Origin of the sequence: Virgibacillus necropolis, assembly GCF_002224365.1 — a bacterium.
Classification (GTDB): Bacteria; Bacillota; Bacilli; order Bacillales; family Amphibacillaceae; genus Virgibacillus_F; species Virgibacillus_F necropolis.
In genome coordinates, this window is record NZ_CP022437.1 from 2,907,364 (window position 1) to 2,928,885 (window position 21,522).

General features: G+C 37.7%; 18 protein-coding genes. 8 read left to right on the forward strand and 10 right to left on the reverse strand.

Annotation, left to right across the window (positions count from 1 at the left end):
* Positions 1–48: 48 nt before the first annotated feature.
* On the reverse strand, positions 49–840 hold the full coding sequence (locus tag CFK40_RS13925; RefSeq protein WP_089532883.1) for an HAD family hydrolase: 792 nt from the start codon (positions 838–840) through the stop codon (positions 49–51).
* Positions 841–922: 82 nt separating this feature from the next.
* On the reverse strand, positions 923–2,383 hold the full coding sequence (locus CFK40_RS13930; RefSeq protein ID WP_089532884.1) for a carbon starvation CstA family protein: 1,461 nt from the start codon (positions 2,381–2,383) through the stop codon (positions 923–925).
* A gap of 217 nt (positions 2,384–2,600) precedes the next feature.
* Between CFK40_RS13930 and CFK40_RS13935 the strand changes: the two genes are divergently transcribed.
* The 3 genes from CFK40_RS13935 (at position 2,601) to CFK40_RS13945 (ending at position 6,103) form a co-directional block, all read left to right on the forward strand.
* Positions 2,601–3,695, forward strand: a complete 1,095-nt coding sequence (locus tag CFK40_RS13935; protein ID WP_089532885.1) for a branched-chain amino acid aminotransferase — start codon at positions 2,601–2,603, stop codon at positions 3,693–3,695.
* A 247-nt stretch (positions 3,696–3,942) separates the two neighbouring features.
* Entirely contained in the window at positions 3,943–4,488 is a 546-nt protein-coding gene (locus tag CFK40_RS13940; RefSeq protein WP_089532886.1) for an NfeD family membrane protein, read from the forward strand.
* 64 nt (positions 4,489–4,552) lie between these two features.
* Positions 4,553–6,103: a flotillin lipid rafts scaffold protein FloT gene (locus CFK40_RS13945; RefSeq protein ID WP_089532887.1), complete on the forward strand. Its 1,551-nt coding sequence runs from the start codon at positions 4,553–4,555 to the stop codon at positions 6,101–6,103.
* 84 nt (positions 6,104–6,187) lie between these two features.
* Here the strand turns inward: CFK40_RS13945 and CFK40_RS13950 are convergent, their stop codons facing one another.
* Positions 6,188–6,748: a flavin reductase family protein gene (locus CFK40_RS13950; RefSeq protein WP_089532888.1), complete on the reverse strand. Its 561-nt coding sequence runs from the start codon at positions 6,746–6,748 to the stop codon at positions 6,188–6,190.
* Between the two features lie 232 nt (positions 6,749–6,980).
* On the reverse strand, positions 6,981–10,397 hold the full coding sequence (locus CFK40_RS13955) for a hypothetical protein (RefSeq protein ID WP_089532889.1): 3,417 nt from the start codon (positions 10,395–10,397) through the stop codon (positions 6,981–6,983).
* A 237-nt stretch (positions 10,398–10,634) separates the two neighbouring features.
* On the opposite strand from CFK40_RS13955, the gene CFK40_RS13960 reads away from it, so the two are divergent.
* Complete coding sequence (locus tag CFK40_RS13960; protein ID WP_089532890.1) at positions 10,635–11,054, forward strand: VOC family protein; 420 nt, start codon at positions 10,635–10,637, stop codon at positions 11,052–11,054.
* A 69-nt stretch (positions 11,055–11,123) separates the two neighbouring features.
* On the opposite strand, the gene cydC is transcribed toward CFK40_RS13960, so the two are convergent.
* The 4 genes from cydC to CFK40_RS13980 all read right to left on the reverse strand — a co-directional run bounded on the left by cydC (position 11,124) and on the right by CFK40_RS13980 (position 16,510).
* Positions 11,124–12,842: a thiol reductant ABC exporter subunit CydC gene (gene cydC / locus CFK40_RS13965; protein ID WP_089532891.1), complete on the reverse strand. Its 1,719-nt coding sequence runs from the start codon at positions 12,840–12,842 to the stop codon at positions 11,124–11,126.
* Positions 12,842–14,572 (reverse strand): thiol reductant ABC exporter subunit CydD, encoded by a 1,731-nt coding sequence (gene cydD / locus CFK40_RS13970; RefSeq protein WP_089532892.1) that lies wholly within the window; start codon positions 14,570–14,572, stop codon positions 12,842–12,844. Before cydD ends, cydC begins: the two co-directional genes overlap by 1 nt.
* A 66-nt stretch (positions 14,573–14,638) precedes the next feature.
* Positions 14,639–15,985 carry a cytochrome ubiquinol oxidase subunit I gene (locus CFK40_RS13975; RefSeq protein ID WP_089532893.1) on the reverse strand — a complete coding sequence of 449 codons (1,347 nt, stop codon included), beginning with the start codon at positions 15,983–15,985 and terminating at the stop codon, positions 14,639–14,641.
* 201 nt (positions 15,986–16,186) lie between these two features.
* A complete protein-coding gene (locus CFK40_RS13980; RefSeq protein WP_193433332.1) occupies positions 16,187–16,510 on the reverse strand; it encodes a DUF4870 domain-containing protein in 324 nt (107 codons plus the stop codon).
* A 266-nt stretch (positions 16,511–16,776) separates the two neighbouring features.
* On the opposite strand from CFK40_RS13980, the gene nhaC reads away from it, so the two are divergent.
* The 4 genes from nhaC to CFK40_RS14000 all read left to right on the forward strand — a co-directional run bounded on the left by nhaC (position 16,777) and on the right by CFK40_RS14000 (position 20,560).
* The gene (gene nhaC / locus CFK40_RS13985) at positions 16,777–18,201 is read left to right on the forward strand and encodes a Na+/H+ antiporter NhaC (protein ID WP_089532894.1); all 1,425 of its coding nucleotides are present in this window, start codon (positions 16,777–16,779) and stop codon (positions 18,199–18,201) included.
* Positions 18,202–18,236: 35 nt separating this feature from the next.
* Positions 18,237–19,349 (forward strand): mandelate racemase/muconate lactonizing enzyme family protein, encoded by a 1,113-nt coding sequence (locus CFK40_RS13990; protein ID WP_089532895.1) that lies wholly within the window; start codon positions 18,237–18,239, stop codon positions 19,347–19,349.
* Positions 19,346–20,038 (forward strand): GNAT family N-acetyltransferase, encoded by a 693-nt coding sequence (locus CFK40_RS13995; protein WP_089532896.1) that lies wholly within the window; start codon positions 19,346–19,348, stop codon positions 20,036–20,038. Before CFK40_RS13990 ends, CFK40_RS13995 begins: the two co-directional genes overlap by 4 nt.
* Before the next feature lie 81 nt (positions 20,039–20,119).
* The gene (locus tag CFK40_RS14000; RefSeq protein ID WP_089532897.1) at positions 20,120–20,560 is read left to right on the forward strand and encodes an Hsp20/alpha crystallin family protein; all 441 of its coding nucleotides are present in this window, start codon (positions 20,120–20,122) and stop codon (positions 20,558–20,560) included.
* A gap of 78 nt (positions 20,561–20,638) precedes the next feature.
* Here the strand turns inward: CFK40_RS14000 and CFK40_RS14005 are convergent, their stop codons facing one another.
* Together CFK40_RS14005 and CFK40_RS14010 are read right to left on the reverse strand one after the other, a co-directional pair.
* Positions 20,639–21,085, reverse strand: a complete 447-nt coding sequence (locus tag CFK40_RS14005) for a GNAT family N-acetyltransferase (RefSeq protein ID WP_089532898.1) — start codon at positions 21,083–21,085, stop codon at positions 20,639–20,641.
* 25 nt (positions 21,086–21,110) lie between these two features.
* Positions 21,111–21,332, reverse strand: a complete 222-nt coding sequence (locus CFK40_RS14010; RefSeq protein WP_161493877.1) for a YppG family protein — start codon at positions 21,330–21,332, stop codon at positions 21,111–21,113.
* Positions 21,333–21,522: the final 190 nt, after the last annotated feature.

Consider the following 21,522-nt stretch of genomic DNA (forward strand, 5'->3'; position numbering starts at 1 on the left):
ATGAATAAGCACACAGCATTTATAATCCGCTGTGTGCTTGTTTTATTTTTACGAACGATTTATCCTCTTGATAATTGGTAGAATCTCCTCTAGATTTGATATTTCATAGGTCGGCATTCCTTCACTTTTTTCTATAAGGTGACGGTTAACCCAAACAGAATCTATTCCTACCCTAGATGCACCAAGAATATCTGTCATTAAATTATCGCCCACCATCAACGCCTCATCCTTCTTTACCGAAAGAAGCTCTAGTGCATGCTCAAAAATAGCAGCATCTGGCTTTCCACTTCCAAAGCCTCCTGAAATTACAATATGGTCAAAATACGGCACGAGCTCTGGTGTTATACTCAGTTTTGTTTGCTGTAGATCTGGAGAACCATTCGTGAGTAGCAGCAACTGATAGTTTCCTTTAAGCTGATTAAGTACCTTGAATGTTTCTTCATAAACATAGGGATTTTTTTTACGTTCTACTGGAAATGTCTCCGCTAATTTATAGCCGAATTCAGGATCATTAATCCCTAAATCTTCTAACCCTTTTGTCCAAGCTTCCTTTCGATAAGCAGGAACTATTTCCTTCATTTTACGAAAATCTTCACCCTCATCCGCAAAATTACCCCAAAGCCCTTCAAAAGGATTAATTCCAATCATCTGTGTAAAAGGATATGTCTGATAGGATGCATATAACGTCCTAGCATTTTCTCGCACGTGTTTTTCCAACACCTCAGGATCGATAGCATACTTCTTCTCGGCAAGCATACAGGTAGCTTTAAAAGCCTCTTTTACACTTTTATCATCCCACAGCAGGGTATTATCTAAGTCAAATAGGATTGCTTTTATCATCTATTCATCTCCTGTTCAATACAAAATCCCTGGGCACTATAAAAGTACTCAGGGTATTTTCATTAACGTAATAGCTTTTGCCTTATCCCACTTTTGCATCTTTTGGATCAACCATTTCTTGCTGCTGATTCTTCTCTGCTTTATGTGAAATAAGCTGCTTCACAAACCATAAAAGAATGGCTAACCAAATAATTGATCCAATAATCATGGATGTAGAATATGGTAAACTAAAGCCTTCTGGTGCATAAAAGATATACATACTTGTAACACCAGTCATAAATAACGCTGGTATACTACAAATCCAGTGGAATTTATGATGCTTTAGCAGATACATTGCCCCCGTCCATAACATCACTGTTGCAACTACCTGGTTTGTCCATCCAACATAGCGCCATAGAAAACTATAGTCGATTTGTGTAAGTAAAAAAGTTGGTAATGCCACTGGAATAATTAAGAGAGTTAGTGACCATTTCCCTTCAAAATCTTTTTTCGTAATTTGCTTCAATAAATCCGCAAGCATCATTCTGGATGAACGAAGCGCGGTATCTCCTGTTGTAATAGGCAGAATAATTACACCTAAAATTGCCAGAATACCACCTAATGTACCAAGGGTAGATATACTGATTTCATTTACCACCCCAGCAGGTCCGCCAGCACTAAGCGCCTCTTGAAGCGCTCCAGTACTACCAAAAAATGCCATTCCTGCAGCTGCCCAGATTAATGTAATCACACCCTCACCAATCATGGCGCCATAAAACACTTTTCTTCCTTCACTTTCTTTTTTAAGCGTTCGAGCAAGGATTGGACTCTGAGTACTATGAAATCCTGAAATAGCACCACAAGAAATGGTAACCATTAATAATGGCCAAATAGGCAGATTATCTGGGTGTAGATTACTAAATGTTAGGTTTGGAACAGGGTTGTCAAAAAAGAACATTCCTACGCCAATGGAAACAGCCATAAAAATCAGGATTGCTCCAAAAACTGGATAAACTTTCCCTATCACTTTATTAATTGGTAATACAGCCGCAAGTATTAAATAGATAAAAACAATAACTATACATGCCATAAAACTAAGCGGTGTTATCTCAGTCAGAAGTTGTGCTGGTCCTGCAGTAAAAGCAGCTGCGACAAGAATCATTAGAACGATAGACACAACATTAATAACTGACTGTACACTTTTCCCTAGGTATTTACCTACGATGGTTGGATATTGAGCGCCACCATGTCTAAGCGACAACATTCCTGAAAAATAATCATGTACAGCTCCACCGAATATGGAGCCTATCACAATCCATAAAAATGCTACTGGACCATACAAAGCACCTAATAATGCACCAAAGATTGGACCAAGCCCAGCGATATTCAATAGCTGAATTAAACTCGCCTTCCACCAACTTATCGGCATGAAATCAAAGCCATCTTGCTTCGAATATGCTGGTGTTACCTGCTGATCATTGATGCCAAAAATTCGTTCGACCACCTTCCCATAAACGAAATAACCTATTACTAATAGTAAGATGGATGCAATAAATGTAACCATCGCTGAGCCTCCCTTCAAAATGAATATAGAGAGTATATTAAACCTAATAATTTGAAAAAACAAGGTATTTTTACAATAGATTTCAATATAATTATGATAAAACGCTTACAATTTAATTTTTGATTAAATTCAATAATTTTATACAGTTAGGTCTTGCTTTAATATAGAATTTAACTTACTATTGTTATTAAACTTTTACACCACGGGGGCTAGTATTATGGGAAATAATTCTATTCAAGTCAATCTATGTTCAACTGGAAAGGAAAAGCCCGAGTCAGATCAATTACAGTTTGGAAGAGTGTTTACCGACCACATGTTTATCATGGATTATTCACAGCCTGAAGGATGGCATGATGCGCGCATTGTACCATATCAGCCACTCACTATAGATCCTTCCTCAATGGTATTTCATTATGGCCAAACTGTTTTCGAAGGATTGAAGGCATATCTTTCACCAGAAGGAGACGCTCAGTTATTTCGACCAGAAAAAAACCTAGAGCGGTTAAATCGGTCGAATGATCGGCTTTGTATTCCGCCAATTGATGAAGATTTTGCACTAGAGGCAATCAAACGACTGGTTGCTTTGGAAAAAGAGTGGATTCCGGATTCTGAAGGAACTTCTCTGTATATACGTCCATTTATTATTTCCACTGAACCATATCTAGGCGTTGCACCATCGCAACAATATAAATTCATTGTTATCTTATCGCCTGTTGGCGCGTATTACAAAGAGGGAATTAATCCTGTGAAAATTGCTGTAGAAAACAACTTTGTTCGTACAGTAACAGGAGGTACCGGGGAAGCGAAGACAGGCGGGAACTATGCCGCTAGTCTTAAAGCACAAGAGTTGGTTGCCAATAGTGGATATGCACAGGTATTGTGGCTAGATGGAATCGAAAGAAAGTACATTGAAGAAGTCGGCAGCATGAATGTATTTTTCAAAATCAATGGCGAAGTTGTTACACCTGCATTAAATGGAAGTATTCTAGAGGGTGTGACAAGGAATTCAGTAATCCAATTGCTAAAACATTGGAACATTCCGATTATTGAGCGGAAAGTTTCCATGGAAGAGGTCTATCAGGCATATAAAGATGGACTTTTGGAAGAAGCATTTGGCGCAGGAACAGCTGCAGTTATCTCACCGATTGGACAGCTAACCTGGAAGCTTGAACATCTATTTATTAATAATGGAAAAACAGGTGAAATTGCAAAAAAATTATATGATACATTGACGGAAATTCAATATGGGAAACAAGAGGATCCGTTTGGATGGATTGAGAAAGTAAAAGAAATAAGTAACTCAACTATATAATAGTGAATTGCCCAGTATGATGGAATATCATACTGGGCAATTTTTACTTTTCATTAATTTACACTAAAAGCCACTACATTCGGGTCCACTCCTCTCTCCTACCTTTCATCTCATCTTTAGAAATGCTTTGAATAGTGTAAAGTTAATCTCTAATTGGAAAGATTTTTGATTTTTATGAAACCTATCTTTAATTACATTCGTATAATAAGTTGAAAGGAAAAAATTCATTTTATAAAGGACTGATACTATGACCCTTTTTGGTACACCGATTGAAACCATCTACATAATTTTACTTATTGTAGCTGGTAGCTTAACGATTCTTTACATATTCTTTGGTGACATTTTAGAAGGGATTGGAGAATTCTCTAGTTTCCTTCACCCTGCACTTATTTTAGCATTTATTACGCTTTTCTCGGCTACAGGATATGTACTAGAGGTACTCACATCATTATCTAGTCTATTAATCATTGTTATTTCAATTTTCACTGCATTCATACTGGATGCGCTCTTAAATTTGTTTGTTCTCATTCCAATGTCCTCAGCTGAAGAATCGCTGAGTTATACAGAAGAGTCTTTAAAAGGAAGGGTTGGCAAGATTATTATTTCCATTCCTGAAAATGGGTTTGGCGAAATAATCATACCTAGCAAAAGTGGAATGATTTCAAAGCCCTCTGCAAGCTATGAAAATCTTGCCATTGCAGAAGGAAAGCAAGTGTTAGTTCTTGATGTTGTTAAAGGTGTCTTATATGTCGTTCCTTACGACGATGATTTAGATACCGAGAACACTGATTAAATGTACTAATCCAATAGGATCTGTATTTTAATAGACTTTTTTTAAAAAATAAGGGGGAAACAGAATGGCAGAAATGTGGATTGTAGTTGCAATAGTCGGCGTTTTATTACTTGCACTTATTGGCGTATTTGTCACAAAGTACCGGACAGCGGGACCTGACGAAGCACTGATTGTAACCGGTAGTTATCTTGGAGGGAAAAATGTTCATGTAGATGAATCAGGGAATAAAATAAAAATCATTCGTGGTGGTGGTACATTTGTATTACCTGTTTTCCAACAAGCAGAACCATTAAGCTTGCTATCTAGTAAACTAGAAGTTACAACACCCGAGGTATACACGGAACAAGGTGTACCGGTAATGGCTGATGGAACTGCTATCATTAAAATTGGTGGATCCATTGGAGAAATCGCAACAGCTGCTGAACAGTTTTTAGGAAAAACAAAAGAAGATCGCGAGAACGAGGCAAAAGAAGTCCTTGAAGGTCACCTTCGTTCTATTCTAGGTTCGATGACTGTAGAAGAAATTTATAAAAACAGGGATAAGTTTTCACAGGAGGTTCAACGCGTTGCCTCTCAAGATTTAGCTAAAATGGGATTAATTATTGTATCCTTCACTATTAAAGATGTAAAAGATAAAAATGGTTATTTGGATTCATTAGGGAAACCACGGATTGCACAAGTAAAACGTGACGCGGATATTGCGACAGCAGAAGCCGATAAAGAAACACGTATTAAACGAGCTGAGGCAGCAAAGGATGCCAAAAGAGCGGAATTAGAGCGTGCAACGGAAATTGCTGAAGCGGAGAAGGTAAATCAATTAAAAACTGCAGAGTATCGCTATGAACAAGATGCTGCAAAAGCTCGTGCAGACCAAGCCTATGATTTAGAAACAGCTCGTTCGAAACAAGAAGTAACCGAACAAGAAATGCAAATCAAAATTATTGAGCGTCAAAAGCAAATCGAATTGGAAGAAAAAGAAATTCTCCGTCGTGAGAAGCAATACGACTCCGAGGTGAAGAAGAAAGCGGATGCTGATCGTTACTCTGTTGAGCAAGCTGCGGTTGCAGATAAAGCAAAACAAATGGCAGAAGCGGATGCAAGCAAATACAGTACAGAAGCAATGGCCAAAGCAGAAGCGGAACGAGTTCGTGTCGATGGTCTTGCGAAAGCAGATTCACAACGGGCACAGGGTGAATCCGAAGCTGAAATTATTCGCCTGAAGGGTCTTGCAGAAGCAGAAGCGAAACGGGAAATTGCCGAAGCATTCGAGCAATTCGGTGAAGCGGCCATTCTCGATATGGTTATGAAGATGCTTCCTGAATATGCAAAACAAGTTGCAAGTCCACTCGCAAACATTGATAAAATTACGGTAGTTGACACTGGTAGCAGTGGTACGGAGGGTGGTGCCAATAAGGTAACAGGTTATGCAACAAATTTGATGTCTACCTTACAAGAATCACTTAAGGCTTCTTCAGGTATTGATGTAAAGGATTTACTCGAAAACTTGTCAGGTAAAAAGAACATGCTTAATGATATTGATCTTGATCATTTGAGGTATGAAACGAAAGAAAGTAAGAATAGAATGGCGGCTAGTGAAGAGGAAACTAGTAATTAATCTAGTAAAAGGAACAATCTCTAAATCTGGGATTGTTCCTCTTTTCATCTACCTTACATGGAAGGGCTGTGTGAAAACGTGTCCTTATTCTTCTATCTTAAACCCCTCTACCCTGCTATCCCGATCCAGCCGTGCATATTCTGATTGGCCTAGATAAAGTGGAATTTCTAACTTCTCAAAATCTGGAAGTCCATTTTCCAAAAACGATTGCTCATCCCGATAGCACTGGGTTATATCTCCGACAAACCAATCATGATCACCGTAAGAATTAATATCGATTGTTTTACACTCATATGCAACATACGCATCTCGAAGAATTGGTGCTTCAATAGTAATTACTTGATCGTACACCATTTTTCCATTTACAAATTTGTTTAAATTACCACCTGAATATACTCCGGCTTCTTGAATAAATGCAGCTTTCTCATATGGCAAAAAGTTAATTGCAAAACATCCAGCATTTTTAACTAGATCATATGTATAACGTTCTCTCCCAATCGCCACCCCATAAATCGGTGGATTATAGGAAATATAGGAATGCCATCCTGCTGACATAATATTCGTTTCATCCTTATAGGAAGCTGTCACTAGCGCAACCATGCCTGGATAGCTATGCATAACCGTTTTGGGTGTAGGCTTTCTCATTATATCCCCCCTCGTTTGTTGTATTTCTATTAAAATTCAATGTAATTCGCATTATCTCATATGATTCTATTTTAAAATAGAATTTTGGTTATTTGTATAAATTGTAGCATCTACAAAAGAAGATGTAGATGCTACTTAAAATACAAGATTATTAGTAATAACCCAATGACCATATATGGGATATCCATTCCCATTTACCGGACTTCTTCTCTTTTTCCAATTTCCCACCTCATTACTCCCACTTTTTAATTTTTTGTATAATCTTTTTGTTAAAAATCGAGAGGATTGTTTCCTTACCGTCTGCTGTTTTTTGTTTATGCCATTCATTGTAGCTCGCTACCCCAATCAATATAGAGCCTGTAATCAGGAGGTATCCCCACCATGGCATGTTTCCCCAGTATGGCTTAGTCTGAAGGAACACATTTAAAAGCAAGACACCCGCACCAACAAAGAAAAATGACTTCATTCGATAGAGCATTCCACCAAGCATGGAAGCCAGTGACAATGTTCCAACTATCAGCGCGTCATAGATTGTATTACTAGCCATTCCATCCTGAATGAGGAGAAGTGAAATGATAATCAGAACAGACCATTGTACGGCATATATGGTTGCTTTGTTTTTTTTATCTGTAATCTTTTTAAGATAAATAATCAGAACAATCCATGGTAGGACATACATCTCCCGTTCAATTAAAGCTGGTACATCAGTATTCATCAACACCGTATAATAGGGTTGCAGTAAATAGATACATGCAGAAAAAACAAACCATTTTGGTGCCACAGAAGGAATTCGCTTCCGTTGCAGAACTAGATTGGCTGCAATTAGAATACCAGGTAAAAGCTTTGTGCTCAACTCCTCTGTTGTCATTCCATACAAACTAAACAGCGCCATGAAACAGACAATAGTGTACCAATCAATTATAGGGAGCTTTTCTTTGCTTATTGAATTTTGATAAATAAATGGATAGCTCAGCATACCAACTACCGTGTAGATTACAGCAAAACCAGCAACAGCATACAACATGAAATACACAGATTCAACATTGTAATTACCGTATAAACCTAGTGCATAAAAGGCTATCAGCAGTGGGATAAGATTATAAACATCCCACCGCTCCTTATGCATAATAACTAATAAAAGAGCTATGTACAGCAATGTAACAAAAAACGTTAGCAAGCTGTATGGTGTTACTAAAGTGAATACTAGTATTCCAATGAACGAGAACGGCACCGTGTAGAAGGCAATTCTCCTGTTCCATAAACCCTTGCCTATATACCACGCAATTGCTAAGCCAATACTCGTAAGCAGAAAGGAATAGTGCTCATACGCTTGCAGCTCTAATAATCGCATTCCGAGATCAATGGCAATCCAGGCTGATGTGAAAAATGAATACAAAAACGGATTGATTAACCAGTCCTTTTCAGCTTTTCGCACACTTACTGCATAAATAACAATAGAAACCAGGAATGCCCAAACAGCTTTTTCACCGAATAAGAAAAAGGTAACGATTAAGGCTAACGGAAGGTAAATATGCCCTACCCAGAAATAGCTGTTCATAAGTATGCGGTCTTTCCTTTTAATCAGTAATCCGATGCTTAAAAGTAGCAATGCCCCTGCAACAAACTGTAAAGAGTAATACAAATCTGCTTGAATTTTCATTTGTGTAAAGATGGCATATACCACTGTTAAATAAAACAACAAAGTTAATCCACTAACGATAAAAGATGCTGCGGAGTCCCCTGACTTTTTATAGAAAAGATAGGCCATCCCAATTCCACCAAGAACGACTGCTGAGCGCAGGATGTCACTGAATGTGCTGGAAAAAGCCATCAGCATTCCGATCAAATAAAAACAATGAGAAACAAAAAATGCATGTGTTGAAAAAGCTCTTCTACTAAACTGTTTCCATATAAAACTAACAAGAAGAACGATAATCCCAGCTACAACAAAGCCTTGTGCCACAATAGAAACTGGATCGTACATGTACTCACTCACCAAGGTGCTGATAAAATACATGACAACTGACAACCCAATTGAAAGTGCATGAATCGTTGGAGCCAGGGAAGTGTTTGTAATCGCTGCACGCTTTTCATATTTTGTCATGAAGAATGCAATTACAGCTAACAAGAGAAACATAGTTCCAGTTTGCCACCACTGTGTAAGCCCTAAACTTTCCATCGTACAAAGCAGCATCACGATACTACCAATGTCCCGCGAGCTTTCTTTAATTGATTGAAAAAAGTCAACCCTCATCAAACAACCAAACCCAACATATAAGAAGAATCCGGCGATAAATAATGGTAAACTGAGGAACTCATATCCAACTATCCTCTGCCCCAATAATACCGCTTCATACAAAGCAACCATGAAAAACGCTGGACTTAAGTAGATAAATAGAGGTCGGTTTACCTTAATTGCAAGATACGAAAAGTTTAATCCTATGATCACGTAGGCAATCAACAAAACCATAGAAGGTTCATTCATGCGTAATACGATTCCTTCTACGCTTATATAGATAAAAGCCAGGGATGAAACGACTGCACTTGTATAGCGAAATGCCTTATGTAACCCGCTTTGGTCTTTTACCAATTTAGTTAATCCCAAAAACAGAAAACCAATTAATGCATAAGCTATGGCTCCTATTTCATTGATAAACGTAAACTCTATTAATTGATATGCTCCATATACAAGCATCGCACTAAAGACGAAATGATATTCTTTGTGATTCGTCACAAAAATCATGGCAAAATATAATATAGCAGTCAAAATCAGGTTAAAGCTATAAATCAGTTCATTATTATAAACAGTTAGCGTCAATAATGTGGAGAGAATTAAATTTCCCTGGATATATAGTACAAATTCACTTGTAAAAAGACGAAAGCGTTCCTGCTTTTTTAAATAATGATAAGCGATGATTAATGCTGCATTAAATACCATAATTCCAAGGTAGAAGCCATCGATCGGAAGGTAAAATGAGCCTATTATGAAGCCGGCAAACACGGAAAAAGTTATAAACGAAAACCAAACGAACAGTCTCGAAGCAAGTTTTACAGAAAGGAATAAATATACCGGCAATACCGCTAGACATCCAGCAGAGACGAATAAGTAACGCCCCTCACCAGTAAACGAAAAATATGTACCAAGTAATCCAAAATAACCTACAGATAAGATCACAATTGGTAAAAATAAACTACCAAGCACATAAAACGCAAAGGCAGTCTTCTTAATTTTTAAAATACGTTTCGTGAATATTGCCAGCGCAAAAAACAGTAACGAAACGATAGCGATTAAGCCCGTCTTCATCCAATTTACCAGCGTATCCCACGTACTTGTGGCAAGGACTAACCCACCAATCAGCAGAAAGATTACACCAAGATTCAGTGACCATGTAATATTACGCTCACGAACCTGCTGCGGTGACAACGACTTTTTCACCTTTTTCGTTTCTACGGGTGCTTCCTTATTCGCTTTTACATTAACCGCAGCAATATCGTTCACTTTTTGTTCCTTTTGTTTCTGATTCAAATAATATTGATTATGGGCTTCTGCAACATGATAATAAGTCTTTTCTTCTATGTAACACTCCTCAGCTAACTGTTTCAATTCTTCTTTAAAAATTCTTAGCCGTTCTTCACTTTCATGGTCCATCAAAAGTGCCCCCTTCAAACCGCACAAGACATTTCTTTCTATCATATCAATATATGCAAAATGAGTCAGTAAAATTTTAAATTTTCTCCTAACAAGGCATTAAAAATGCAAACTAAAATAATGGGCTGCCAAATTATACAAGCGGAAAAATGTGAATAAGGAAGATATGGAACTAAGAAGGAAAAAGATACATAAAAGGAGAAAGTATATATTAAAATATTGAAAGGAGTCAATAGAATGAGTCATAAATTATTAAGGATAGGAACTACTTATATTCCAGTAACTAATGTAGTACTTTCTTCCGAATGGTATGTAAGCAAATTAGGTGCAGAGTTAAGCTACAAAGACGAAGATAAAGCAATTCTTAATTTTGCAAACCAAAGCATCTTTCTTGTTAAATCCAAAGAAAACCAAAGCTCCAATTTCTATGATATTAACGGTGTCGAGTGTTTTTCTTTAACATTTGAAGTTAATGGATTAAGCGCTTTAGAAGCTATACAAAAAGATTTTATAGAAAAAAAGATAAGGGTTGGAGAAATTGAAAACAGAGGACACGCTGGAAGGAATTTTGTTTTCTATGATTTAGATGGCAATAAATTTGATGTGTGGAGTGAATTAAGTCCAACTTTCAAAGAAAAATATCTTATCTCTCAATAGCAGTTTAAAAACGCTCAGATTAAACTCCGAGCGTTTTTTTAATTGCTATATTTGTTTGTTGATTACAAATTAAAGCATTTGCTTCTCAATCTGTTTCATTTCATAAAAGTACCCTTGCTCTCGCATCAGTTCATCGAAGGTACCAGATTCGATAATAGAACCCTGTTCCATTACAATAATTTGATCCATTTTTTCCAGTCCTGTTAAGCGATGGCTAACGAGTACGAGCGTGTCGCCCTTAGCTTGTTCAAAGAGGTGCTCATAAATGGATTGTTCGGTCAATGCGTCTAAAGACGAGGTAGGCTCATCCAGTAACCAGAGTCGTTCTCCCTTTAACATCGCTCTGGCAATAGCTAGCCTTTGTTTTTCCCCACCTGATAGATTTTCTCCTTTTTCAAAAACGGGGTCAGTTAAAACCAACTGATTAAGTCTTACCATTGCCAACTTCTTTTTCATTTCTTCATCAGTCAATCCATCTTTAGCTAGAAGCAGATTATCACGTATCGTTCCATGAAAAAAGTGATTTTCTTGAAGAACGACATTTGTTTTTTCCCAGATATTTTCTTCATTTAGTTGATCGATGGACGCCCCATCGAAAAAAATATTTCCTTGATTAGCTGGATTCATTTTTAACAATAGCTGTAGCACTGTTGATTTCCCTGAACCACTCGGTCCAACAATAGCTGTTTTTGAACCTGCTGGTAGACTTATATAAATATTTTTCAAAGTCATACGCCAATCGTCTGGAAAAGCAAAAGAAACATTTTTCATTTCAATCGCAGGAGCTTTAGTTGATGGTAGCTGTTCCATTTGTCTATCTCCCACTTCTTCTGTTCTTACATCACGAACAACGGAGAAGAGCCGTGTTGCTGCTCGTTTGCTATCTTGTAAGTGAATTGGAAAGACAGCCATGGAAGAAACATCGTCAAAAACAGTTAGTGAAATCATTAATAGCATTGCCAGGAAAATCCCTTCCAATTGCCCGTTAATTACTAAATAGGCACCCAATGCCAGCACAACCCAAGATACAAACAACGATACAAATATATTCACTGATTGACTATACATCATGTTGGTGCCTTCTCGTTCTTGTTCTTTAATGTACGCTTCGGAGGATTGGATCAATCTTTGTTCTTTTCCTTCAAGCTTCTGGTAGATTTTTAAATCACGAAAACCATGAAGAAATTCGGTTACCTCGGTCGCTAGTTCTCCTCTTCCTTCCCTCACATGACTATCAATCTTTGCTTGCTTGATGGCAAATAAAGCAGGAATAACAAAGGTTGTTAGAATTAATCCAGCGAGTATGACAAGTGCGACAGAAATTGAAAAGAAGGAAGTAAATAAAATGGTACTTAAAAATACGATAACCAAAACAATCGGTGGATAAAAAACCCGTAAAAAGAAGTTCTGCAGACTTTCGACATCTCCTACAATTCGAGATAACAAGTCCCCACTTCGATACTTTTGAAAAATCCCTGGTGCTAGTGGCTCAAGTTTTTCGAAAAAGGAAACGCGCAAGTTACTTAAAATCGTGAATGTTGCTCGATGGGAGAAATACCGCTCCGCATAACGACTAATTGCCTTCGTAATTCCAAGCAGCTTCACCGTAGATGTTAAAATAATTAACGTATATAACGGAGGAGCAAAGGCAGCTTTGGAAATCAAGTATCCACTTGCAGCAAAGAGGCCAACTGCAGTTATACCAGCGACAAAGCCAAAGATAATCGAAATGAGAATATCCTTCTTTTCTGTCATTACTAACTTAATGACGATCGCTAAATCCTTCATTATGCAGTTCCCCCTTGCTGAACAGATACCATATTACGATATTCTGCAACCGCTTCGATAAGCTCATCGTGCGTTCCAGCTGCAACAAGCTTCCCATCTTCCAGGAAAAGAATCTTATCAGCATTTTTAATTGTATGGAGTCGGTGTGCAACGGTAATTACAGTTGCGTTTTGTGACAATTGTTTAATAGATGCTTGCAGGATTCGTTCTGTGTGAAGATCAAGCCCTGTTGTCGGCTCATCAAAAAGAATGACCGATGGCTTTTTCAAAAATGCTCGTGCGATAGCAATCCGTTGTTTTTCTCCTCCTGATAGTCCCCTGCCCGCTTCTCCAACGGGCGTATCATAGCCATTTTCAAGCGTTTTGATCATGTCAGAAATTCCTGCTTGTTCAGCTGCTTGTTTTACTTCAATAAGGGTTGCATCCAAATTACCGCCAATCGCTATATTTTCAGCAATCGTACCTGAAAATATATACGGATTCTGCGAGATATAACTTAATTGGTCAAACCAATCTTTTTCTCGATGATCAGATAATGGCCTGCCATTAATAACAATATCACCAGTTGAAGGTGCCATCAGGCCAGCGATCAAATGTAATAATGTTGTTTTCCCCGAACCACTTCGTCCTACAATGGCAATTTGTCCGAACGGTGGAATTTCAGCAGTTATATTTTTTAACGAAAATTGATCTTCGCCGTAACTATAAGCTACCGCTTGTAAATCGATGCTTGGTGATATTGTTTCTTTTTGTAATCTAGTGTCGCCCCAATGGACAGCTTCTTCCGTCTCTGCTAACTCATCTGTCACTTTTTTCGCCGCGCCCATACTACTTCGTCCATTATGGAAGGTGCTTCCCAGTTCTTTCAACGATGTATAAAACTCAGGGACCAATACCAACACGAAAAAAGCAGTAAAAAAGGAAATACTTTCGTAAACAATAAGTTGTATCGCCAATTCAAGGGCAATTATCCCAATACTGAGCATGGAAATAAGCTCTAACATAAATGAAGAAATAAAAGCAATTTTTAATACCTCCATCGTTGCATCTTTGAACTTAAGACTGCTTTGCCTGATGGAGTCTTTTTGCTGTTTCGCCCGACCAAATAATTTAAGCGTAGTAAGCCCTTGTAAAATGTCTAAGAACCGACCTGAAAATGTAGCTAGTTTTTCCAACTGCTCTTCTGACTTTTTTTTCGTTTGCAATCCAATGATAATCATAAAAATAGGAATAAATGGCGCAGTGATTATCATAATAATTCCTGAGTTCACATGCTGCGTGAATACTACTACAAGAACTACAAGTGGTATGAAGGATGTTTGAATAATTTGTGGAATGTATTGACTAAAATAGCTATCAATTCCATCAACAGCATCCATCATGACACTTACTTTATTTCCCGATTGCCCACGATATGAAGCCTGCATGGGATTCCTCGAATATTTCATTAAAAGGGACTTACGAACATCACCCTTTGCCTTGGCAGCCATTTTAACCCCATTTTGTCCACTCATATAGTTGAAAATGGTTCTCGCCAAAAGAACGAGCAATAATCCCCCTAGTAATGGGAGGACTTCGTTAAATGACTGGTTTTTCAAAAATACTCCATCAACAATTGCTACAAAAAGATAAGCCTGTACAATTACTGTCGCACTAGTAATCACAGCTGAAATAACTAAAAACAACATGCTTTTTTTCTGTGCTTTTGCCATATCTTTTAACTTACTCATAGGTCCAAATCTCCCAACTTGAAGTTCCATCAGTTGAAATTACGCAATAACAGACAGCTCCTACCTTTATTCTTGACTCTTTTTAATGGTTGGATACTGTTTTTCCAATTCTTCCTCCGCTGGATTGTTATGAAACATCTTCCGTAATGTAATGATACACAATGTTCCAAGCACAATATATAAGCCTAAGAATAATAGGAACATGAGTCCAACATACGGGGAAGATGTTGCTGCCTCTTCTACCGTCATGTAGCCTCTAATGATCCAAGGTTGACGACCTTCTTCCGCATAAATCCAACCAAACTCTATCGCAAGGAATGCTAAGGGTCCGCTTAAGAAGATGGACCAGAGCAACCATTTGTTATGTTCATTCCACTTTTTCACTTTACTTACAAGAAGATAAAAGAAAGATATTCCTAGTAAAAACATACCAATTACAACCATTAAGTCAAACATATAATGGATCCAAAGTGGTGGCCTTTCTTCCTCAGGGGTCTCTTCTAATCCCGTTACCACACTATTAAAATCACCATGTGCCAAAAAACTTAATGCATTAGGGATACGAATCTCGCCAACTGTTTCTTTATCCTCGTTTAACCAACCAAATAAGATCAAGTCTGCTCCTTCCTCTGTCTCAAAATGCCATTCAGCAGCAGCTAATTTTTCTGGTTGATGTTCAGCAAGAAACTTAGCGGAAGTGTCTCCTGCTAATAAGTTTATTGCCGCAAATATAAAGGTAACGGTTAATGTAAGTTTTAATGCTTTTTTATGATAGGCAGATGCTTTCTTTTTTAAAATCATAAAAGCCGCTATAGCTGCGAGAAGAGCTGCGCATGTTAAGTAGGCAGAACTCAATACGTGAAATACCTTTGATGCAGTAGCTGGGTTCAACATTGCTGCAATCGGATTTACGGCTGCAAACGTTCCATTTTCGAATGTAAACCCATCTGGTGTATTCATAAAAGCATTTACCGTTGTTATAAATACAGCTGACAAGCCTCCCCCTATCACAATAGGAATGGATAGCAACCAATGGATGATCGGTTTTTTGAATCGATCCCATGTATATAAATAAATTCCTAAGAAAATTGCTTCAAAGAAAAAAGCGAAAACTTCCATAAATAATGGTAAAGCAATAACATTTCCGGCGACTTGCATAAAGTTTGGCCATATTAGGGATAATTGTAAACCAATGGCAGTTCCAGTAACAACACCAACTGCAACAGTTATCACAAATCCACGAGCCCATCGCCTAGCTAACATTCGATAATGAGGGTCCTTCTTCCTTATTCCAACAAATTCAGCTATCGAAATCATCAAAGGAACGCCAACACCAATTGTTGCAAATATGATATGAAAACCAAGGGTCAGTGCAGTAAGCAACCTACTCATCAAGACCGTATCCATTTCCATAATAATAAACCTCCTAATAAATATGTTCAGTACTGAGCAAGTTATAGTAAAATTATAAAATAATAGTCACATTTCTTTATGCAACTAGTATAAACCATTTGCCAGTAAGAATGCGACTATTGCCTTTGACAGTTTCATGACATTTATTATTACAACCCCTGAATTTTTTCGAAAATAGAATTCAGGTTAGAGATAAAACCGTTATTTTATGAATCTAAAAATCAATGGGAATCTGTATCTTTCGCCGTTATATGCTTTAACTAATGCAATAATCGTATACACAAATGCCATGATTGCAACAACAAAAATGAGTAAAAATCCAATCAATAAAAGAACTAGTATGGAACTGATGATGGCATAGATTGAATAAGAGATAAAAAAGTTAAAGTATTCTTTCCCATGAAAATCGATCAACTCAGATTCATCTCGTTTTAACATCCATATAATGAGTGGTCCTAGAATTGGAAACGGAAAACTAACCAAATAAATAAGCATACTAAACAAACGTTCATCACTATTCGACATATTATTCACCCCTGCGAGAATATACACTATTCATCCAATAAATACTACCATTTTCTATTTTGCTTTCGTTCAAGTTTATTCTTACTATTATATGCGTAGAATAAAAAACTGCTATCCTTACTTCAAAAACTACTACACTAGAGGCTTTCGAAACTGAAACAAATATGCTCTAAAAATAATTGACAATCGTGTGAACTTCTTTTACCATTATCCTAATTATCTTTATTTACCATCAATTAAGAAAACATAGGAATGGAGTGGTACTTTTGAAAAAGGAAATTAACTTTTGGCTGGCGTTATTACCTCTCGTTGTAATGATTATCGCGATGCTACTGGCTGTCATCGTATTTGAACAAGCTCCACATGTACCACTAATTATCGGAACTGTAGTGGCTGCTATAGTCGCTTGGAAATATGGTTATAAGTGGAAAGAGATTGAAGAAATGATGTACAAAGGAATTAAGTTAGCACTTCCAGCGATCGTGATTATCATGCTGGTAGGATTAACTATTGGAGCATGGATTGGTGGTGGGATCGTTGCTACAATGATTTATTATGGATTGGAAATCATTTCACCATCCATTTTTCTCGTTACCATTGCCATTATCTGTGCCATCGTCTCCCTTGCTATTGGTAGTTCCTGGGCAACGATGGGAACAATTGGAGTAGCTGGTATGGGGATTGGAATTAGTATGGGCATTCCTGCACCAATGATCGCAGGTGCTGTCATCTCAGGGTCATATTTTGGAGATAAAATGTCTCCTTTGTCAGATACAACAAACTTAGCGTCTGGGCTTACACATACAGATTTATTCGTACATATTAAGCACATGTTTTACACGACGATTCCAGGTTTATTGATTGCACTTGGCGTTTATGCTTATTTAGGAAAAGATTTCGGTGAAAATGCATCAGAGTCAGCTGATATCGCGCAAACGATTGTAGAATTACAGGAGAGCTTCGTCATATCACCGTTCCTATTGCTAGTTCCCCTGCTCGTCATTGTACTCGTAGCAATGAAAGTACCAGCAGTTCCTGCATTAGTTGTCGGAATAGCTCTCGGCTTTTTATCCCAGGTAATCGTTCAAGGGGAACCGATTACAAACGCACTGGGAGCATTACAAAGCGGGTACACCATTGACACAACGAATGAATTTTTAGCTGGGTTATTAAACCGGGGTGGACTCGATTCTATGATGTTCACCGTATCCTTGGCGATTGTTGCTATGACTTTCGGAGGAATTTTAGAGTTCTCTGGCATGTTACGATCCCTTATGAACCAATTATTAAAGGTCGTAAAATCAACAGGTTCATTAATCGCCTCCACCCTTGGGGCATGTTTTCTTACAAATGTTACGTGTTCGGAGCAATATATTTCCATCGTCATTCCATCACGAATGTTTGCTAAAGTATATACAGAAAAAGAACTGCATTCCAAAAACTTATCACGTGCACTGGAAGATGGGGGTACGCTTACATCTGTTTTCGTTCCCTGGAATACGTGTGGCGTGTTTATTTTCGGGACCCTTGGTGTTCATGCCTTTGCCTATGCACCATATGCGATACTGAATTTCGTTGTACCAATTATTTCGTTGATTTATGCATTTACAGGATTTACTATTACTAAATTGTCCAAAGAAGAAAAAAATGAGATACTTGCTTCACAAGCTGAAGAAGAAGCAGCTGGATAACCATTTATACTGTTTGATAGAAAGGGATTTAAATTATGAAAATAACTGAAATTGAAATCATTGCCATTCAATTACCACTGATCGATCCATTTGTAATTAGTTATGCAACATATGATTCCATGCCGTCCATTATCGTGAAAATTACAACAGATACTGGACTTGTTGGTTACGGGGAAGGTGTAGCCGACGAACATGTGACAGGTGAAAGTTGGGATAGCACGTTCCATGTACTTAAATCAACACTCGCACCCAAAATAGTAGGCGAAAATCCAATGAATGTAGAACGCATTCACAATATCATGAATAAGGAAATTTTTGCAGTTCCAACAGCTAAAGCAGCCATTGACATTGCTTGTTATGATGTCGTTGGTAAAGCACTAGATGTACCTGCTTACGCATTATTAGGCGGGCGTTACCATGATAAATTTCCGATTACACATGTATTAAGTATCGACACATGTGAAAAAATGGCTGATGAAGCAGTTAGCCGCGTAGAACAGGGTTATCGTTCTTTTAAAATGAAAGTTGGTACGAATGTATTCGAAGATGTAAAACGGATTCAGGCAGTTCAAGAACGTGTTGGTGACGAAAGTTTGATTCGCGTGGATGTGAATCAAGGCTGGAAGTCGAGTGCAGCCACCGTCCAAGCATTAAATAAGCTTAATGGTGTTACACTAGACTGGCTCGAGCAACCCGTCGCAGCAAATGACATTGATGGTATGGCTGAGGTAAAGGCTAAAACCACTACTCCATTAATGATTGACGAAGGTCTACGCGGATTCCCGGAAATGCGTGAAGTAATTGCAAAGCGAGCGGCTGACAAGGTTAATATTAAACTAATGAAGTGCGGAGGAATTTATCCCGCTACCAAACTTGCACATATGGCCGAGATGGCTGGCATTGACTGTCAAATCGGTTCGATGGTCGAGTCATCTATCGGGTCAGCAGCAGGTTTCCATGTTGCGTTTTCGAAAAAAGTGATTACAAGTGTCGAGTTAACAGGTCCATTGAAATTTGCAAAAGACGTCGGAAATCTAAAATATGATGTCCCATTTATTCAATTAAATGAAAAACCGGGTTTAGGTATAGACATTGACAAGCAGACACTAGATGAATTGACTGTTCATTCGGAGAAGATCACATTATGAATACAAAACTAACAAACGGCACGTTACGTGATGGACAAGCTTTTCACGTACGCTATCTTATTGTCGAGGACATACCTATTATTTTAAATTTGCAGGAAAAAGTTAAGCACGCACTTCAATCACCGGCAACCTTAGAACCACTTAGTAAAGAAGAATTCAACGTAATCTTATCTGGACATGAGCTAATGATCGGTGTGTTTATCGAGGAAAAGATAATCGCATTTCGAGCGATGCTTGATCCGGAAGTGGATGATGAACATTTAGGAATTGACGCTGGCCTGCTACCAGAAGAACTTCCCAAGGTTATCTATTCGGAAATTTCCAGTGTAGACCCCGATTATCGTGGAAATGGACTACAGATGTATATGGGTAAGTTATTAATGAAAAGAATCGATGTTAAACGATTTCAGTATGTTTGCGCAACCGTTGCCCCACTCAATATTCCAAGTTTAAAGGATAAACTATCACTTGGTTTAAAGATTGTTGCTTTAAAAGAAAAATATGGCGGAAAACTTCGGTATATTCTTATAAAAGATTTAACAGCCAAACCCGAGGACACACTAACTGATGAAACATTTATTTTATCGACAGACATCACGGAACAACAAAAGGTTTTAGAAGCAGGTTTCCGTGGGGTGTCCATTAAGGAAGAAAACAAGGAATTGTATATTGGATATTGTAGGGTATAAATAAACACGTCTTTTAGCCCATCACTCTTTTAACATTTAGCATACGTTAGTATAACTAAAGCTAAAAGAGGTGAAATAAAAGTGGGTTCCAGTAAAGACAACCTGTCAAAGTGGTTTCACAAAGATTCCTTTTATGATTTAGCAAAACACATGGATTCCTTTTTCAATGAATCATTTAAACAATTTTTCAACCAAAAGCCCTTTGAAATTAACATGCAGGAGACAAAGTCTGACGTTGTGATTAGGGCAATGCTCCCTGGCTACAACCGCGATCAAATTAGGCTGGCAATCATCGGAAATCAATTACGGATTACTGTAGAAGACTCTAAATTCCAGGAAAAAAAGAAAGAGCACTTTACAAACACTAACAAAGAATACAAGATGGAACGTATGATATCATTACCATTTACAATTTCTGAAGAAGATACAAAAGCTACCTATAATGATGGAATACTAAAAATCTCCACTCCCAAAAAGAAACCAAACACTAGATTTATTAATATTGACCAAATAAATGATTAGTCGTTTAAAAAGCCAGGTTTCCACTTTATCATAGGAATCCTGGCTTTTTACAATTTAGCTATGGTGGCCGTTTATGATTCATAAGTTATCTAAATTTATTTCCATCAATGTAGAAATCTCCTGAAAGCCAAGTTTTTGATAAAGACTCTTTACATGATTTCCTGTATATACAGTCAATTGAACTTTTTTATACCCCTTCCCTTTCAGTTGCCTGTTCGCTTCCCTACATAAACTTTCCGCTATTCCCTGTTTACGAAATTTCGGTAAAACGTAAATTTCCGGGATAATTCCGATCATCTCGTTGGTATTATAGTCAATTGTACGTCCTACACCAATCCATCCCTCGATAACATTATTTTCTACATATACGAGATAATAACCACCACTGGATAAAAAGGGAGACACCATTTCAAGCGCCTTCCCTTCTTCCTGCAAAACATAACCCATCGTTGATTCTTTTAATACTTCTAGTGAACGACTTACAATTTTCTCTGTTTCATGACAAGTAGCTTTTCTAATCGTCATCTTTCACTTCCTTTAGGCATACGACCTACTTTTTCATAAATGTTGTAATGATCGGGCCAACTTGACTATATATACTTTTCATTTGTTGAGCAGTTTCTGTTATTTTGTTGAAATCCAACTTTCCACTAGGATCACGGAACGAAGACAATAAATTCGGCTTAGGGGCAACTTGGCGCCTTGGGAATGGCTGACGAACTCGGGCGGGATGATACTGCGGCATTGGTCGTCTTGGTCTATTAGGAAACATAAACATAACACCTCCATTATTATATGCTGATATATATAGTATTCATAAAATGAAGCCGCTGGGAAGGTATTTGTCCCTAGAATAGAAAATTTTCGTTTTGTAATAAACAACAAATAAGAGAGAATTGCGGCCAATTCCATAAACAACATTCGACTTATTTTTTAAGATGTGGCGAATATTGTTATAACAA

Coding starts and splice junctions, on each gene's coding strand:
- CFK40_RS13925 (WP_089532883.1), bottom strand. CDS start 840: ATGATAAAAGCAATCCTATTTGACTTAGATAATACCCTGCTGTGGGAT.
- CFK40_RS13930 (WP_089532884.1), bottom strand. CDS start 2,383: ATGGTTACATTTATTGCATCCATCTTACTATTAGTAATAGGTTATTTC.
- CFK40_RS13935 (WP_089532885.1), top strand. CDS start 2,601: ATGGGAAATAATTCTATTCAAGTCAATCTATGTTCAACTGGAAAGGAA.
- CFK40_RS13940 (WP_089532886.1), top strand. CDS start 3,943: ATGACCCTTTTTGGTACACCGATTGAAACCATCTACATAATTTTACTT.
- CFK40_RS13945 (WP_089532887.1), top strand. CDS start 4,553: ATGGCAGAAATGTGGATTGTAGTTGCAATAGTCGGCGTTTTATTACTT.
- CFK40_RS13950 (WP_089532888.1), bottom strand. CDS start 6,748: ATGAGAAAGCCTACACCCAAAACGGTTATGCATAGCTATCCAGGCATG.
- CFK40_RS13955 (WP_089532889.1), bottom strand. CDS start 10,397: ATGGACCATGAAAGTGAAGAACGGCTAAGAATTTTTAAAGAAGAATTG.
- CFK40_RS13960 (WP_089532890.1), top strand. CDS start 10,635: ATGAGTCATAAATTATTAAGGATAGGAACTACTTATATTCCAGTAACT.
- cydC (WP_089532891.1), bottom strand. CDS start 12,842: ATGAAGGATTTAGCGATCGTCATTAAGTTAGTAATGACAGAAAAGAAG.
- cydD (WP_089532892.1), bottom strand. CDS start 14,572: ATGAGTAAGTTAAAAGATATGGCAAAAGCACAGAAAAAAAGCATGTTG.
- CFK40_RS13975 (WP_089532893.1), bottom strand. CDS start 15,985: ATGGAAATGGATACGGTCTTGATGAGTAGGTTGCTTACTGCACTGACC.
- CFK40_RS13980 (WP_193433332.1), bottom strand. CDS start 16,510: ATGTCGAATAGTGATGAACGTTTGTTTAGTATGCTTATTTATTTGGTT.
- CFK40_RS13990 (WP_089532895.1), top strand. CDS start 18,237: ATGAAAATAACTGAAATTGAAATCATTGCCATTCAATTACCACTGATC.
- CFK40_RS13995 (WP_089532896.1), top strand. CDS start 19,346: ATGAATACAAAACTAACAAACGGCACGTTACGTGATGGACAAGCTTTT.
- CFK40_RS14005 (WP_089532898.1), bottom strand. CDS start 21,085: ATGACGATTAGAAAAGCTACTTGTCATGAAACAGAGAAAATTGTAAGT.
- CFK40_RS14010 (WP_161493877.1), bottom strand. CDS start 21,332: ATGTTTCCTAATAGACCAAGACGACCAATGCCGCAGTATCATCCCGCC.